The sequence below is a fragment of the Pedobacter sp. WC2501 genome (assembly GCF_052682415.1).
This window is the reverse complement of the sequence record NZ_JBQZFI010000001.1, coordinates 3,483,070-3,501,350: the sequence shown is the minus strand read 5'-3', so window position 1 is coordinate 3,501,350 and position 18,281 is coordinate 3,483,070. Positions and strand designations below refer to the sequence as shown.

Sequence of the window (18,281 nt, the reverse complement as noted above, 5' to 3'; positions counted from 1 at the left end):
CTATTCCATCAATGAACTTCTTTCGTTTGCCTTTTACGCCAAATACAAGAATACTTACAGAAAATACACTGAACCAATATTCCGAGATCAGAAAACCAAAAAGGGGTTATTTCCCCATTAAAATTAGAAAAATATCTTTCAGCAATGAACTGCTTGTAATCGGTGTAATTCTGGATAAAGAGCCTGAAGAAATGGTTTACATTAAGGTTACCGCCTCCGAACTATTAATAAGTTGCAGCATTGATACCCATGAAAACTATTTGAGCCGATACGCTTATTTTTCGCTTACCCAACTGATGTACTATGACACTGAATATGATTTCGAAGACTATTATTGGCCGGGATTCTTTGATCAGGAAACAGGGGGATCTAAGTATCTGATGATCCATAAGTCAAAGGATAATTTACATGTATCATCAAAAGTGAGATATAAAGGCTTATATAAACCTGGAAAACAACTTCCTATAGTATCTGCAAATGTATTTGAGCCACGGAAGGCAGTTGCCTCAATTCAAGAACAGTCCCCTAGAGAAACACACACAATATTGGGTTTCTGTTTGGCAGATAACAACAATGAAAGGTTCCGAACAAACCATTATCCCTTTTTAATTCCTTATACAGGGATTTTGAACAAGGCTAAAACCGAGGTAAGAAGCTTTACAGCATACGTGCTTAATGAAATGCAACTTTCGGAAATCGATCTTACGGACGAACAACAATACCTCGTTGAGATTTGCTTCGACATGAGAAAGATAGCCTTAGTAGCAAGCCCAGCATATAAAGAAGATACTCATAGGCTTGCCGAAAAACGGAAACAGAACCAGAATAATTTCAATCAGCTTTTTGAGCTATGGCAAAAGGCACTTCCTTTACTTTCCGGAAGGCTGTATACCCATTATTGTTATACATTTGGGATGCGAAATGTAAAGGGCAAACCGAGAAGATCAGACATGATTTCATGTAGCTTTAACAGTGAAACGCCGGAAATCTGTTTTCTATGGAAAGACATGGGCGATTATTATAAACTGGAGCTTCGATTAATGCTTGGAGGGAAAATACATCAGTTACAATATTACTTCAACACGGCTTTCTTTGCTATGCTGAGCTATAGCCCGAGAAAATATGTGCTATTGAATTCTGTTATGGATAGCGAACTGGTCAGTTATTTTCAGCAAAGCCAATTTCAGCTCTTGGTACTAAAGAAACACTATGACGGGGATTTTAAAGATTTTGTAGATCGGTTAAGGATGGGATATGGGTTTATTGATAAATAAAGATCACGAAAAAAATAAAAACTCGAAATCATTTGCTCATATTCATTGGATTTAGGGGTATGGTTATTGTAGAAATAATTCTTTATTTTTGTGTTAACACTCAATATCATATCCATGCACATAGAAACACGTAAATTACATTTGATAGAAGAAATGCTCAAAGTAAAGAGTGAAGCTACTTTATCTGCTTTGGAGAAGCTATTAAAGAATACCAATAATAAAACAGTTAAGAAAACACCAAGCTTAAAAGATTTTTCTGGAATCTGGTCTAAGGACGAGGCGGAAGAAATGGAACGTATAATTGCGGAATCTTGTGAAACAATCCACCCAGATGACTGGAAGTAATCTATTAGATACCAATATCGTTATTGAGTTATTTAAAGGCAATTCTACAATTACTGCTTTTCTTGAAACCTTAGAGGAGGAAATAAACATTCCTTTTGCTGTATTAGGAGAACTATATCTGGGTGCTTACAGATCAGCCAACCCAAAAAAGCACATTAAACAGATCAACTCTTTTCTTGAAAGGTGTAATGTTCTTATTGCTGATGATGAAACAGCAAATCACTATGCCTTAATCAAAACTGCCTTGTTGCAAAAAGGTAAGCCAATACCGGAGAATGACATGTGGATAGCCGCAGTATCAAAGCAATTTGACCTAAAGCTACACACCAAGGACAAGCACTTTAAGGAAATAGACAACCTCAATTTACAGAGCTGGTAATCTTCGGCATATTGACCCCACGCTCGGGGCGGCCTGCGAAACCCCTACGCTCAAATATCCGCACGCTGTTCTCGCTCTGGGCTTCTACGGAGTGGTAACCGTTGATTTCTGCCATTATACACAGGCTTGCAGTATAAAAATCGGTATCGTTGCTTAGTTATTTGAAAACCACGTATTGCAATAACAATACGTGGTCAATAGATGGAAAGTGCTATTAGCTTTTATTACGACGCTTCTTCCATTTCTGGTGTTACTACAGTATATTTTTCCCGGATTAATGCAATGTCTGCGCTTATTTTCGATTCTGTGACCTGATGGGCTTTGGCATGTTGGGCAGTAAATTTTCCCATGAGCGGAGCCATATCTTCGCTGACTTTTGTATCCAATACCTTGGCATATAGTTGCGTGGTGCGTATGTTGGTGTGTCCAAGCATTTTAGACACACTTTCGATAGGTACACCGTTCAATAAAGTTACCGTAGTCCCAAAAGTCCGTTTGGCAATCCGGTTGCCCAATGTTTTATTGACCCCTGAAAGTGCCGCAATTTCAACCAGGTATTCGTTCATCTTTTGGTTGCTGGAAACTGGTAAAGCCCTGTTGTTATGGAGGCAATAAGGGTGATCTTTGTATTTATCAAGGATGCTTGCAGCAATTGGAAGCAAGGGTATTGCTACCCTTGTATCTGTTTTTTTTCGGTAGGTAAATATCCACCTTTCCCCGTCAACCCCAATGCTTACATCGGCTAGTTTAAGTTTTTGGACATCCGCATAGGAAAGTCCGGTATAACAACTGAACAGAAAAAAGTCCCGTACCTGCGATAACCTGTCAGTAGTAAACTGTTTTTCGGTAATCTTCTGCAATTCATCTGCGGTTAAAAATTCCCTGTGAACGGGCTTGGATTTTAGCGTGTGGCCAAAGAAGGGGTCAGTACTGATCCATTTATATTTCCGGCAGATGCTTACGATCTTTTTGAGATTTTTAATATGCTTGTTTGCGGTATTGGTATCGTTTTCCTTTACCGTATGCAGGTAGAAGTCAAAGTCGTCGATAAACTCATGGTCAATACGTTTTACATTAAAATCGGTTCTGCCATATTTGGCGGCAATGAACTCTTCTACATGCCTTTCCAATACTCCAAATCTTCTAAGCGTTCCGGGCGCATATTCTTCTTTCTCCACCAATGCTTTCATTTTTTCATTGTGGGTTTTAATGGCTTCCAGTATGGTGTGTGCTTTTTCTTCTTTGCCTAAGAATTTGCATTTTACGCCATCGGCGGTTATTTCGGCTCCGTCCACGCTTAGCTGGCTATGAGCTGCATAAACTTCCGCTTTCATATTTTCCAGATAGGCATTGAGTGTTTTGACATCTTCCTTTGTGCCGATGACTTTTCCGGCCTTTGCATTCCACCGCTCCGGCTCGCAATTCCGGCTTGTCGACATTTCCGCACGCACCCCATCCACCGTAATTCTTAAGAAAATGAAGTAAACAGCCCCTTTGGTGTAGTTCTTTGGCTTTTTCAGAAAGAAAAGCACGCTAAAATTAGTTTTCATAACGATAACATTAAGGTTAAACAAAAATAGCTTTGCGGTTACATTCATACAAGATGTTCATCTGTTAAACAGGTTGACTATCAGTGTATTAATACGAATTAGGGGAGTTTGGTATTATAAAGAACGACGCTCCGAATGACGCACATTTTATATGCGATTTCGTGCATATTTTGGCATAACCCGTAAAAGCAAAAACCCTGCAATCATTTGATTTGCAGGGTTTTAGTTCTCTTTGATATTGTTTCTTGTGATCCCGCTGGGATTCGAACCCAGGACCACTACATTAAAAGTGTAATGCTCTACCAGCTGAGCTACGGAATCATTTTCTCCCTTTCGAGGCTGCGAAGTTAGGAATTAAATCCATTCTTGCAAAAGGTAAACCCAAAATATTTAATAGAAAGTTAACATTAACTAAATAAAATGCAGTTAAATATTTAGGAATCATCAGGTTAAATACGAATAAAAAAAATTCATTTTTTCTCTCTTTTCACCTAACTAATTACAAATTAATAAACCTATAAACGGAATATGTATTTAACTAGCCTAAAATCTTTTAGATCCGTTTTATCAATTTCACCTTAAAACAACCAAAAAGCGAATTACTTTACCATAATTTTTATGAATTTGTAGCTGATCAACAACCGACATTCCCCTTGGTTGTAAGTAGAATAATGATTTTTTTATTTTTATAATTATTTTTCACTTTTAATACACACTCGTTTTTCTCAATGAATATTGAAAATATTTATGGTGAAGATAAATGGGCTGCGCTTGGTGGTTTCTCTCCAATTATTACAGTCTTCAGGTCTTACCATGCACTCACTCCAGAAATGGAAGACATCATTAACCGCGACACCTTCCCTGTACGTTTTGCTAAAAACAAACATATTGCCTCGCCATTAAAATATAACCGCTACATTTTCCTTATTTTAGAAGGAGCAGTACATGGCTACCTTAAAATGGGGAATAAAAAGATTACTACCTGGATTGCTGCAGAAAATGAATTGGCAGGAACCATCAGGAATTTATGGGAGAATGAAAGCTCTGACGAGTATGTTGAAACGATAGATCCGGTATTTGCAATTGCTATTCCGCATGAAATGACGAAACTGCTTTACGAAAATTTTCCCATAGCAAACTACATAGGTAGAAAGATGACCGAAATTTATTTTCAGGGCGCATCTGAAAGAGCCTATATCTGCAGGCTTCCTACCGCATTAAAACGCTACCAAAGGTTCTTGATCTCTTATCCACACCTGATAAACCGTGTACCATTAAAGTATGTAGCCTCATTTACAGGCATGAGGCTCGAAACATTGAGCAGAATCAGGAAAATACCTTAACTGGAACAACAAGGAAATATTTTCAATATCGACGCATCAAACGTTTGCGAAAAACAGATGCATTGCTAAAAAATCAAACCTAACCATATCTTCAAACGGTTAGCGATAAAGCAGCAATAGCCATTATGTTAAGCATATACTAACATAATGGCTATTGTTACGATTAATAGTTTAATTTTCTTGCGTGCTGTAATTATATTGATTAAGCATTAACCAGAAGGAAATCAAAATATTATTTACTTTTCAATTCATTCAAAATAGCTTTATCTAAACTGGTTAACGTTTTCTGCGCAGGTTTAAGCAGTTCAAAAACTACAATTTCATTCTTTCCTTTCTTAAGCCATTCTGCTGGTAAATAAATGGTTTGTTGTGGTCCGATGCCCCAATATTTACCTAAATTATGTCCATTAACCCAAACCAGTCCTTTCCCCCATTTACGCATATCTAAATAAGTATCGGCAACTTTTGTTAAATTAAAACTAGCTGATTTGAGCGCTGCTGCAGATGGGCTGCTTACTTTAGCCTGTATCTTTTGGGTTTCGATTTTATCAAATGGCAATGGATACATTTTCCACGATTTAATTTCTTTACCATTAAAAGTTACGTTTTTAGTAATCCCTTTATTATTTTTAAGTAAGTAAGGGCCAAAATTAATCCTCCCCATGTTTTCTACCAAAATATCCAATTGTACATTGCCGGCAGGAAGATTAACCACTAAACTATCCTGATAAAGCCTTCTGTCTAAAACACCTACAAGTTTTTTATTGATATATACCAATCCATAATCGCGCAGCTCGTTGATTTTAATTATACCTTTACGTCCACCTTTTATTGTACTGCTGTACAATACAAACCCATAGGGTTGGTTAAGGGCTTCAAAGGTTAGTGGTTTATCACTTAATTTTGGTTTCCCAATCAGGCTAAAAATATCTGTTGATTTGGTAAATGTAATTGCAGGCAATGCCGCCGCTGGCTTAGCGCCGGGTACATCAGGAAGTGTTTGGTTTGCAGGCAGATTCTTTTTAATCGCTTCGCGAAAAAGCATAAATTTTGCTGTCGCATTACCTGCTTCATCTAAAGGTGCATCATAATCATAACTACTAATCTGTGGCTCGAAAGCTGTAGAATCATTAAAATTTGCGCCATTCATAAAACCTCTGGTTGTACCACCATGAAACATGTACATATTAATAGAAATTCCGCCTTTAAGTACAGTATCTAGTTTATTGGCGTATGTTTTCGGGTCTACCTCGTGGTGTTTTGTACCCCACCAATCGAACCAGGCCGGATACCATTCTGGCACAAAGTAAGGTCCGGAACCATTGTTATACTTTTTAATTAATGTTCTGATCTGAGCTGGATTATCAATACCGTTTACGCCTGGAAGTAAGCCCGCCAAATGACCGCCTTCTAGTGCCGGAACCGGATCGCAGGTGGAAAGTACACCATCAAAACCGGCATCTTTAAACAGTTGGGCATTAATTTTCAGGTATTCTTTGTCATTCCCATAAGAACCGTATTCGTTTTCAACCTGCACCATTAAGATGTTGCCACCATGGTTAATTTGCAACGGCGCTAAACGTTTACCAATCTCTGTAAGATATTCTTTATATTCTTTTAAATATTGTGCCTCTTTACTCCTCACCTGTAAACCTTTAATGTTCTGTAACCAAAATGGATAACCGCCAAATTCCCATTCGGCACATACATACGGACTAGGGCGAAGCAATACCCATAAGCCTTCTTCTTTTGCAATACGCACAAATTCGGCAATATCATTATTACCAGAAAAATCAAACTGATCTTTCTGAGGCTCGTGCACATTCCAAAACACATAGGTACCAATCGTATTTAAGCCCATGGCTTTAGCCATTTTCATTCTGTCGCGCCAGGCCTCTCTAGGTATACGGGGATAATGCATTTCTCCAGAAATGATCTGAAAAGGTTTATTATCGAGCAGAAAAACAGAGTCTGCAAGTTTAAAAGTGTGCTGAACTTGTGCAAATGCACTAAAGCTGGCAAAACAAGTAATTAAAATTACTTTAATCATTACGAGTTTTAGGGTAGGTTTCATTTAAGGTGTGTTAAGTATTAAAAAATCAAAAACATAGTTTTCCAATATCGATTTATAATTGCTTTTCAGCTCAACCAAATAGGATGGGATTAAAAAATGAGATGCGTTATAATTTCAAATCAATCAGGTTAATTACTGAGTACAGTGGTAACAGATTTAGCGGGAATACGAACATGTTTGGTATCCTGGTATTGTTTATAGGGTGATAAGTTGTATTTGGCTGAGGTAACATAGGTTTGTACAGAATTTTGTTTATTTCCCTTTACCTCAATATCCAGATCAAGATCGTTTTCTGTAGGGTTAACCACTACTGTTACGAGCTTGTTATTTTGCATATAAGATGATACATCAACCTGAGGTACATTTGCCCCGAGTGTTTTAACCTGAAGGCGCTTACTACCAGGACTAACAAAACGACTATAATTACCCAAAGCCCACAACATTTTACTATCATAAACCTGTCCATCTGTTTTATTTTTGTCGATGTAAACCAAACCATCCTTATAATCGCTGGCTGATATGCCCAGCCACCACTGCCATGAGGTAGCGTTAGACAAAGCCAGGTCGTGATGGATCAACCGGGCGATAAATAATGCAGGCGCCATACCCAGGTCACGTTTTTCTCCTTTCATTAAACTATCGCCTAAAATGCAATATTCAGACATCCAATACCTTAAACCTTTTATTTGCGCTACTGCCGCTCGTATTTTTTTTCGAACAGTAATAAACTTTTGCTCCGGACTTGTTGTAAAATAGCTATGGCCAGAAATAGATTGATCTATGCCCGCTAGGTTGCCGACATAATTGGGTGATGAAGGATTAAAGAACTGATATACCTGGTTTCCTTTTACACTGTTGCCATTATTATATAAATAATCAAGTTGGCCAGCCTCTCCTATTTGTATTTTGGTTTTGACCTGATTTTTAACAAAGGCTTCATTAACACCCCTGTAAAGTTGAGCAAGTTCGTTATTGTTATAAGGACAGCCTTCCTGTTTGTGTTCATTCCATTTCCACTGCGGCTCATTTGCAGGGCTCAGGTAATTCAGTTCTATCCCGGTTGTTTTTTTTATTCCTTTGATGGTAGTAACAAGATCGGCGGCAAAATCCGGAAGTTTATCAAAATTCAGATTGCAATGGCCATCTGTAGAATAGGCTTTCCCGTTTTTGGTAAACAGTACATGCGGACTGTTTACAAATCCGATAAACTGTTTCACTCCCCGGGTTTTGGCTGCCTTTAAGAACCAGACTTGTCCTGGCATCGCGTTCCAATTATAAGTACGGTCTGGCTGCAAAAAAGCGTATTGACGACGCCATTCGTCGCCAATATCGCTTGCCTTACCTTGGGCGGCACTACCACCACCAATACTGAAACGCCACATGTTAAGCCCAATACCAAGGGGTTGCCCCTCTTTTGTGGTTTGAGTACTAAAAAGCAAATCAGCCATCTTATCCTTTTTCTCAGCAGGCCATAATCCGGCAAACTGACAACTCCAGGCATCAGAAGCACCAAAGCCTTCTATGACCTGAAAGGTGTGGGCAGGATCAATTTCTATTTTTAGAACAGTTTCTTGTGCAAGCGTTGTTCTACCACAGAAAAATAAGGCCAGACAGATAAAAAAACGGTTAAGATGTTGATATGACTTTACCATGCAAAACTTAATTTCTATTTATTATAACCAGGGTTTTGCTGCAATTTACCACCTGAAGCTAAAATTTCGGCTCTGGGTATAGGTAACCAATAGTGTTTGGTTTCAAACTTACGCCCATCTAATGCAACCTTAGGTGTATAAGTAAATCCACTAGCTGTTTTGGTAATAATCATTCCACCAGCAGGTTTGTTTTCAGTTACATCGGCAATTTTCCATCTTCTTACATCATAAAAGCGATGTTCCTCAAAAGCAAGCTCTACCCTGCGCTCGTAACGTACCGCATCTTGCATTTGTGATTGCGTAAGTCCAACAGCCAATTCAGGCATATTAACATCTGGCCTTGCCCTTACCATATTGATGGCTTGTCTGGCCGACATTGTCGATCCGGCAGGAACAGCGTCAGGTCCGTAAGCTTCGTTAGCCGCTTCAGCATAGTTAAGCAAAATTTCTGCATATCTAAAATAGATCCATGGCTGAAAACCTGCGTTACCCCAGGGGTTTTGCAATGGATAGGCATCATTCATATATTTTTTAAGGTAATAACCGGTTTTGCTGGTATTCCAATTATCATTTCCATCTTTACTGTCTTTTCCACCAGGAATAAAAGTTTCTATATTACGCTCGCGATAAGCTGCTCCATTGTATAAAATGGTTGCTGCAAAACGCGGATCACGGCCTTTGTAAGGTTCATTAATGTCGTAACCAGAAGTAGGGTCGCTAATGGGTTTCCCGTTGGCCATTTCATAATCATCTACCAGGTTCTGCATCGGCAAATTTCCACCCCAACCACCATAACCGTTTGGTCCGTTTGCAATTTCTAAATGGGTATGGTTGGCATTTTTGGTAAACAACCTTGCAAAAATAACTTCATTGCTTTGGTCAGTTAAAAACAATTTTGCGTATCCACCGGTATATATTCCATATTTATTTAAAGAAATAACCGCCTGCGCAGCCGTAACGGCTGCCTGCCAGGTACCTGCATTGTACAATGGACTTGCCGCATACAAGAGCAGACGTGATTTAAGCGCCAGCGCCGCGCCTTTCGTTGCCCTACCCGTTAGCCAGTTGCTACTATTATCTAATGGTAAATCTGCTGCAGCCTGGTCTAGTTGTGCTGCTACATAATCTATAGACTCTTTAATCGAGGCGCGTTGAAACAATGCCGGATCCTGCAGATTATCGGAGAGTTCGGTTATCTTATCTCCCATCAAAACGATGCCGCCATAGTTTCTGATTAAATCATGATAACGGAAGGCCCTTATAAATTTTAGTTCTGCAATTAAATTCTTCTTATGTGATGGGCTTATTGCAATTTTAGACAGCACACCTAGTGCGTAATTACACTCTCTGATGCCCCGATAACTCCTGCCCCAATATACACCCGCACTTCCTAAATTTTCAGGTTCCAGCTGTCCTCTTTGGATTAACCAGGTAGCATCGTCATTATTGTAAACAGATTCATCAGTAAAAGAACTCCACATGCTATACTCAAAGCCTCTGCCAAAACCCGGGGCAGACCCATCAGCTTCTTTATCCTGCAAGCGTGTACCAAGGTACCGGTTGGTTATATAAGCCTCTAATGCGGTTGTATCAGTTTCTATTGTAGAAGGCGAAAGAATATCGGTTGGTTCTACATTTAAAATGTCTTTTTTACAGCCTGCAACGCCTATTGCAATCAGAAACAGGCATAAGAATGATATTTTATATATTGATTTGGTTTTCATGGTGTTTAAAATTTAATGTTAGCCCCGATATTAATGATCCTTTGTTGTGGATAAAACTGCCCGCTACCGCTGTTTCCTTCAGGATCGTAATCTTTTACTTTAGAAATGGTGAACAAGTTAAAGGCACTGGCATAAAGCCTTAATCCAGATACATTGATCCGATCTAAGAAACTAGCTTTAATGTTATAGGCAAGTTCTACATTTTTAAGCCTTAAAAATGAGGCATCATTTAACCAAAAAGTATTATTGAACTGCCCGCCACTGATGGCATTAGAAGAACGGTCGGTTACCCTTGGATAAGTTCCATTAGGATTTGCGGCACTAAACCTGTTATCGGCCCAGCTGCTGTAAAAGTTACCAACGCTTCCTGCTTCCGGTAAAACGTATTGACTAACTTGTCCCTGACCTGATACAACAAATGATAAATCGAAATTTTTGTACGATGCTCCAAAATTTAAACCATAGGTAATTTGAGGGGTATTGCTATATGGGGTTCTGGTTTGATCATCGGCAGTTATTTTGCCATCATTGTTAGAATCAAGATATTTAAGATCGCCCACTTTAGCACCACTAACATGAGGATAAGCATCTAACTCTTGTTGTGTTCTAAATATGCCAATACTATTGTAAAGTAGATCAACATTTAATGGTCTGCCCGTTTTTCGTTGATTATCTGGCGTACCACTGGCTTCATCAATAAAAATTACTTTGCTTTTTGCATAGGTTATATTTCCAGAAATATTCCATTTCAGATTCTCGCCATTATGGTTATAACCAACCGTTGCTTCGAAACCATTACTGTTCACCTTTCCAATATTCTCTGAAGGCACTAACGGCGTATAGTTCACGCTCTTATCATCAAATGGATTTACAATACCTGAAGAACCTGGCAATGAAGCATTACGTGTGGTTAAGATATCAGATCTTTTTTGCTGGAAATAAATGGCCTCAATGCTAAAGTTTTTAAACACAGTGGCATTAATCCCAATATCAAGCTTTTTTGCCACTTCCCAGGTGATGTTTGGGTTGGCAAGCTTTACCAGGTTTACGCCTTGTTGTATGCTTGATGATGCGGCTCCCGGACTTTGGGCTACAAATCCATTCCCAACCAGTACATAGTTATCAAAATACTGGAACCCTTTTACGTTATCGTTACCGAGTGCTCCGTATGAAGCCCTGATTTTTAAATTATCAACAAATTTAACATTATCACTGAACCATTTTTCTTTTGACATCACCCATCCTGCAGATGCAGAAGGAAAATAGCCAAATCGGTTACCCTCCGGAAATATAGACGATCCATCGATACGTAACTGTCCTTCAAAGAGATATTTATCATCATAACTGTAAGCCAAACGACTGATTACACTTTTACGGTTATAGTTTGAGCTATAGCCAGAGTTCAGATAATCGGTAGCCGCCGCACCTCCCTGTGAAAGTTCGGGCAGATTGGTAGATAAGAAATTAAAACGTTGTGCATCGAAATATTCTAAATGGTTTTCGCTCTGTTCGTAACCTACAAAAGCATTGATATCGTGCAGGTTAAAACGACGTACGTAATTTAATTTGATGTTTGAAGTAAGTAACGATTCGTTTTGGTGTTTTTCTATTAATGTAGCTTTTTGATTATTACCACCTGTAATTACACTGTTATAGGTTTTAGAGTTAGAATCATATTGATACAGCAAATATGGCTTGTTGAAACTTTTGGTAAATACATTAGATTTATCAGCAGAAAAGAAACCATCAACAGAAAGACCTTCTACGCCAGGAATAATAAAAGTAGCTCTTAAAATACCATTTAAAACCTGTGTAGGGTTTTTATTGGTTCCACCGATATCAGTAACCTGCACCGCAGGGTTGGCATTTTCTATACCTGTTGTAGGCAAACCATTTGGATAATAAGCAGCTACAATAGGTTTTGCCCTATAAATGGATCTAAAAATATCGCCGGCTGCAACCTGAGGGAACAAACGATTTTCCTGTCTGCCTGATACCGATAAGCCAACTTTAAGGTATTTAGAAACATTGGCATCTATATTCGTACGGAAATTGTATTGATTGTATTTAGTTGTTCCATTTTTGTACAACCCATCCTGAGAAACAGTTCCTAAGGACATGTAATATTTTACATCTTCACTACCGCCATTAACCGAAAGGCTATGCTGGCTCTGTAAGGCTGTTTTTTCTAAAGTTTGATCTAGCCAATTGGTATTTGGGTATAATAACGGATCGGAACCATTACGAAATTTTTCGATCTGATCTGCTGTGTAAGATTGATTAAGACCGCCTGCAGGATTGGAATCGAAACTAATTTCGTTCATAATCTGTGCATAAGTTGCGGCATCTGCCATTTTAGGCAGCCTTGTTGGCGAGCTAAACCCCTGGTTAAAACTATAATTTATAGTTGGTTTACCGGTTTTTCCTTTTTTCGTAGTCACTAAAATTACGCCATTGGCTGCTCTGTTACCGTAAATAGCTGCAGAGGCATCTTTTAGCACCGATACACTTTCAATATCGTTTGGATCTAAACGCTCAAGTCCACCAATTTGACCCGGAATTCCGTCTACAACAATTAATACATTATTGCTCCCGGTAGTAGCAAGCCCCCTTACTGTAATGGTAGAACCATCAACACCAGGTTCGCCACTGCGGTTATTTACGATTACCCCCGAAAAACGGCCCGCCAAAGAGTTTGACAGGTTTGGTTGTGGGCTTTTCATTAATTCACTTCCCTTTACCTGCGATATTGACCCCGTAAGTGTTGCTTTCTTTTGTGTTCCGTAACCAACCACTACTAACTCGTTTAGTGTTTTGGTATCGGAACCAAGCTGAACATTAATGGTTGTTCTATCGCCAACTGTTTGCTCCTGACTGGTGTAGCCTACATAAGAAAAAACAAGTACGTCTGTAGAGGCGGCAACTGTGATACTAAATTTACCTTTTGCATCGGTCTGAACCGCTTTTTCGGTTCCCTTAATTTTAACCGCTACCCCCGGAAATGTAGCTCCGGTTTCGCTTGTTACTGTACCTGTTACCACAATTTCTCTAAGCTTGTTCTTTATCCCTGTTTTAACAGAAACTAAAGATGCCATTGCCGGTAAACTGATGGATACGATAAATAGAAATGCCAGTGTTTTAATTGTAAAGAATTTTGGCAAAAATCCTTTCAGAACTTTTCTTCTCATATTTGTTTGCAAGTTAATATTTGGTTAGCAGATCAATTTTATAACCTACCCAACAGAACCCTCTATCGGAATCGCGATTATAGCTGCTTTATAAAAGGCTAAATTAGCGCCAACAAACCACTCCTATAGGGTGCAAACAATCCAAATTAGAGGGGTAAACAGACCGAAAAATAGCCTAAATGAGGTTTTGAGGCATATTACAGAAAAACGGGCAAATAAATCAATTTATGATTTACCTTTTTTGCCAGTTGAATTTAATTGGATATGATTGGAAAACGGCTTCCTGAATTTTTTAATATACTGTGATGGATTCATGTTAAAGAGTTTGGAAAACTGCTCTCTAAAATATTTCGGGTCGTTTATACCCACCATGTAAGAAGTTTCCTGAATGGTTTTATCTGTATTGATAAAGATTTCGGCCGCTTTTCTTAACCTGATGAAACGGATAAACCCATTGGCCGACTGACCCGAAATGGATTTTATTTTACGGTATAAATTAGATCTCGACATGCCCAGGACGGCCGACAGGATATCGATATTAAAATCAGGATCGGTAAGGTGTTCTTCTACAATACGGATACAGTTATCTAAAAACTCTTTGTATTCTGCAGAGATTTTGGTATTGTTCGAGTTGAGTGTAATTTCGTTATAAAAGTACTTCTGCAGGGCATTTTTACTCTTTAATATACTGGCTACCCTCGCTTTTAAAAAATCCTTATCAAAAGGTTTACTGATATAATCGTCGGCGCCACCTTCTATTCCTTTAAGCTTAACCTCCGGAGCAGAAATGGCAGTAAGTAAAATAATCGGAATATGAGAGATAGAAACATCTTCTTTTATTTTACTGCATAGTTCTATACCAGTTATACCATCCATCATTACATCGCAGATCACAATATCGGGTAATAGCTCTTTCGTCATCTCATAGCCTTTTTCTCCGTTACTGGCTTCGTAAAGATGATAATCCATTCTAAAAACCTGTTTAAGGTATTCTCTTATTTCAATATTATCATCAATAATAAGCATGCTTTTTAACTCGATGGCCAGCTGGTTATCCACTATTGGTTCTTCAGCAGCTTCTACAACCTTGTTAGCACTGATCTCATCTTCTATCAATTCTTTAAATAATGAAGAGTCGGTATCGACTAATTCTTCCTGCAATATGATGGCATCTTTAAAATGACTCATTCCTCTTAATAAAGCAATATTAAAGGTAGTACCCTTATTTTCTATACTGGTGTAGTTTATGGTGCCGCCATGCATTTCAATAAAATTTTTAGCGAGGTATAAACCAATGCCAAAACCACCTTTAGCTGATTTGTTACCGGGATCCTGATAAAATTTCTCGTACAATTTTTCTCCTGCCACATCAGTGATACCGCAGCCTGAGTCTTCAATGCTAATGATTACATTTTCCTTGCTGTTATCTACAATCATCCTAACCTTACCCCCTTCTGGTGTAAATTTTATCGCATTAGAAAGGAGATTAAAGAACACAATTTCAATTTTTTCCCTATCGGCATAAAAAGCAATCACCTCATCGGTACCGCTAAATTCGAGTATTACATTTTTTGACCGGGCCTGGTGTATAAAGCAAAGGAATACTTCTTTGCACAAACTCACCAGATTTATCGGTGCCACTTTTAACTTTTCGCCATAAGTATCTGCTTTTCTAAACAATAACAGCTGGTCTACCAAACTTAAAAGTCGTTTGGCATTCCTGTACACAATATTTAAATCAGTAGTATCGACATTATTATCATTCTTATATAAAAGCTCCTTAACCGGATTGATAATTAAGGTAAGCGGTGTACGGAACTCGTGCGATACATTGGTAAAAAAGGATAGTTTCTTTTCACTTAGTTCCTTTTCTTTTTCGCTTTCTACGTGGGCCAGTTTAATCTGAAATTTTAAGTTAGACTGGTGCTCACGATATTTAAGATAGGCATACACAACACCAAAGAAAGCCAAACCATAAAAACAAAAAGCCCACCAGGTACGGTACCAGGGCGGCGTAATGATGATCTGGATCGAATTTCCTCTCCTATTCCAAACACCATCATTGTTTGATGCCCTTACTCTTAAAGTATATTTACCAGGATTTAAGTTGGTATAGGTAACTTTATGTTCGCTGCCGCTATAATTCCATTTTTTATCAAAACCTTCGAGAAAATAAGCATATTGATTTTTTTCTGAAAGGGTATAGTTCAAGGCCACAAAGCCAAAAGAAAGTACACTCTGATCGTAAGGTAGTGTGACACTTTTCGTCATATAAACAGGCAATTTTAAAGGAGAATCTTTGCCGGGGAGAATCAGTTTATTAAAAACCGAAAAATCAGAAAAGTAAACTGCAGGAGCTGCTTTATTGTACTTAAGTTGTTGTGGATTAAAATAAACGATGCCTTTACTACCTGCCAGGAAAATTTCTCCTTTTGCATTTTTACAGATGGCAGCATTGGCATAAACACCATCCTTCTCATCGTAATTTTTAACCGTTTTGTTTACCGGATCGAAAAGTGAAATACCTTGCTCAGTAGTTACCCACAGCCTGCCATTATTATCTTCTACCAGGTCGGTAAAAACATTAGTGGCAAAACCGTTTTGTTTTGAATAGATCTCGAAAGTATTTGTTTTAGCAACATATTTATTCAATCCATCGCGGGTGCATATCCATACATTTTGGTGCGAATCCAGATACAGGCTATTTACAATGTTATTGCTAATGCCTCCCGTTTTTGAATTATTGATCATGTAATTGCTGAACTTTTTTGTTTTAGGGTTAAATCGGCTGAGGCCACTCCCGTATGTGCCTATCCAGATATTTCCCTGCGCATCTTTTAGAAGGCAGTATAAATGGTTATTACTCAGAGAGCCCAAATTTTTAGGATCGTTATAGTAATGCGTATAAGCTTTAATTTTATCGTTATAGATTTTTAAGCCTGCATCTGTAGCTAAATAATATTCGCCATCATTTACCTCTATCAGATCTCTAAAAACATCTTCGTTAAAAAAACTTCCAAGTGCAGAACGATGGTGGTGATGTACAAAATTATTCTCCTTTTCGCTATACCGGTCAAATCCATTCTCGCTCATTACCCATAACTGACCTTTTAAATCAACAGATAGGTTAATAATATCATTACTGGATAAACTGTTTGGGTTACCGGTGTGCAAAAATTTGGTAATAGCGCGGTTATTTGGATTGTATTTATAAAGGCCCTTGCTGGTACCCAGCCAAAAATTGCCACGATCACTAATTATCGATCTGATTTCTGCCTGTCCGAAAGGAAGTGAAATGAAATTAAATTTATATTGGTTAAAATCAATTTTAGTAAGGCCGTTTTTACCACAGAGCCATATCATTCCGCTTTTATCACGATATAAACCGCCGTTGGCAAAAAATTCGAGCTTGTCTATTTTTTCCCATTTATTTAGTTTTGTATTTACCCAGAATATTCCGGCGCTGCCACCTACCAGTAATTTTTCGGCACCTAAACTTAAAACATTAAATATGGAAGAATTACCTGTTCCCACACCTGGATAGGCAGTAAACTTTTCACTTTTCGGATCAAAGCGGAACAGGTCGCCTTTCCAATAACATCCAATCCATATCATGCCATCATGATCAAGGCAGAGGGTCCAGATGTCGTTTGGATTTTTTTGGTTCGCGATTTCCTTTTGCATGTAATTGGTAAACCGCTTTGTTTTTTGATCGAATTTATTCAGTCCGGCACTCCAGTTGCCCAACCATAAATTACCAGCTGCATCTTCTGCAATAGCGTTAACCGATTTTCCTTTTATAGCATACTGATTTTTTGCATCGGGTTGATAAACCTTAAAAGTTTTTGAATTTTTGTTATAAAGGTTAAATCCGTCATCGGTACCAACCCATAATTTATTCGTTTTATCGATCAGTAAAGACCAGACTTTATTATTGCTTAGCGAAGTCCTATCGTTTTCTTTATGATAAAAACGTTCAAATTTTTCGGTAACCGGATCAAACCTGTTTAAACCATTCATAGTCCCCACCCAAAAAAAACCATTGCTGTCTTCTACTATAGCATTAATATAATTGTTGGTTAAAGAGGTGCTATCACCAGCAATATTTACATAAACTTTAAAAGAATAACCATCAAACTTACAGAGCCCATTTTCTGTACCTATCCATACAAAACCTCTTTTATCTTTTAAAGCAACGGTGGTATTTTTAGATGGGAGGCCATCGTTAATGCCATAGGTTTTAAGCACATAATGTTCCGGGATAGCAGTTTGATCTACTACCTGCGCATTAACGCTGTTAAAAAACAACCAGAATTGCATTATAAAAACAAATGCTTTAATAAATCTCATCATTAGAAGGGCAAACCGACAGAACAGCTGAAAAAAAATCTTTTAGCGGATGTAAAGATACAATTTGCTAAATTATTGTTACACAAAAAGCTGTCAATCTGTAGTTCTATTTATCTGAAAAGTCTTTAAGCTTTATCCTTTACTACCACATTAAGCAATTAAGAAAATTAAGATTTTTATCGCTCAGCTCCTGCGATCTTCATCCTGAACTTGTTTCAGGATCTATTTGGTTAGTTTTTTTTGCCACGGAAACACAGAATTGCACGGAATTTAGTTTGACTTTCTGCTTTTGACTTTTTTAACATTGAGTTGGGGGATAGATCTTAAAAAATGTCACCCTGAGGGATAATTTATTTTATAAAAACCAATATGAATGACAGAGGGTTCTATAGCTATGTTCCG

The 18,281-nt window shown here is 38.1% G+C and carries 10 protein-coding genes and 1 tRNA gene; 4 read left to right on the top strand and 7 right to left on the bottom strand.

From position 1 onward, the window contains the following. The first annotated feature begins 11 nt into the window (after nucleotides 1-11). From ACUN24_RS14825 to ACUN24_RS14815, 3 genes are all read left to right on the top strand, one after another. A complete protein-coding gene (locus ACUN24_RS14825) occupies nucleotides 12-1,274 on the top strand; it encodes a hypothetical protein (RefSeq protein ID WP_445563192.1) in 1,263 nt (420 codons plus the stop codon). Nucleotides 1,275-1,388: 114 nt separating this feature from the next. Then, on the top strand, nucleotides 1,389-1,619 hold the full coding sequence (locus ACUN24_RS14820) for a hypothetical protein (RefSeq protein ID WP_445563191.1): 231 nt from the start codon (nucleotides 1,389-1,391) through the stop codon (nucleotides 1,617-1,619). Further along, entirely contained in the window at nucleotides 1,588-1,998 is a 411-nt protein-coding gene (locus ACUN24_RS14815) for a type II toxin-antitoxin system VapC family toxin (protein WP_445563190.1), read from the top strand. The genes ACUN24_RS14820 and ACUN24_RS14815 overlap by 32 nt, the downstream gene beginning before the upstream one ends. 224 nt (nucleotides 1,999-2,222) lie before the next feature. Here the strand turns inward: ACUN24_RS14815 and ACUN24_RS14810 are convergent, their stop codons facing one another. Beyond that, complete coding sequence (locus tag ACUN24_RS14810) at nucleotides 2,223-3,548, bottom strand: site-specific integrase (protein ID WP_445563189.1); 1,326 nt, start codon at nucleotides 3,546-3,548, stop codon at nucleotides 2,223-2,225. Between the two features lie 248 nt (nucleotides 3,549-3,796). Beyond that, nucleotides 3,797-3,869 (bottom strand) — tRNA-Lys (locus ACUN24_RS14805). Between the two features lie 407 nt (nucleotides 3,870-4,276). On the opposite strand from ACUN24_RS14805, the gene ACUN24_RS14800 reads away from it, so the two are divergent. Beyond that, nucleotides 4,277-4,891: a Crp/Fnr family transcriptional regulator gene (locus ACUN24_RS14800; protein WP_445563188.1), complete on the top strand. Its 615-nt coding sequence runs from the start codon at nucleotides 4,277-4,279 to the stop codon at nucleotides 4,889-4,891. A 232-nt stretch (nucleotides 4,892-5,123) separates the two neighbouring features. Here ACUN24_RS14800 and ACUN24_RS14795 read toward each other — a convergent pair whose 3' ends face one another. The 5 genes from ACUN24_RS14795 to ACUN24_RS14775 all read right to left on the bottom strand — a co-directional run bounded on the left by ACUN24_RS14795 (nucleotide 5,124) and on the right by ACUN24_RS14775 (nucleotide 17,882). After that, nucleotides 5,124-6,965: a glycoside hydrolase family 35 protein gene (locus ACUN24_RS14795; RefSeq protein WP_445563187.1), complete on the bottom strand. Its 1,842-nt coding sequence runs from the start codon at nucleotides 6,963-6,965 to the stop codon at nucleotides 5,124-5,126. Between the two features lie 128 nt (nucleotides 6,966-7,093). Next, complete coding sequence (locus tag ACUN24_RS14790; RefSeq protein WP_445563186.1) at nucleotides 7,094-8,617, bottom strand: glycoside hydrolase; 1,524 nt, start codon at nucleotides 8,615-8,617, stop codon at nucleotides 7,094-7,096. 14 nt (nucleotides 8,618-8,631) lie between these two features. Beyond that, nucleotides 8,632-10,341: a RagB/SusD family nutrient uptake outer membrane protein gene (locus ACUN24_RS14785; protein WP_445563185.1), complete on the bottom strand. Its 1,710-nt coding sequence runs from the start codon at nucleotides 10,339-10,341 to the stop codon at nucleotides 8,632-8,634. Between the two features lie 5 nt (nucleotides 10,342-10,346). Continuing rightward, entirely contained in the window at nucleotides 10,347-13,529 is a 3,183-nt protein-coding gene (locus ACUN24_RS14780; RefSeq protein WP_445563184.1) for a SusC/RagA family TonB-linked outer membrane protein, read from the bottom strand. A gap of 225 nt (nucleotides 13,530-13,754) precedes the next feature. Further along, the gene (locus ACUN24_RS14775) at nucleotides 13,755-17,882 is read right to left on the bottom strand and encodes a hybrid sensor histidine kinase/response regulator transcription factor (RefSeq protein WP_445563183.1); all 4,128 of its coding nucleotides are present in this window, start codon (nucleotides 17,880-17,882) and stop codon (nucleotides 13,755-13,757) included. Between the last annotated feature and the right edge of the window lie 399 nt (nucleotides 17,883-18,281).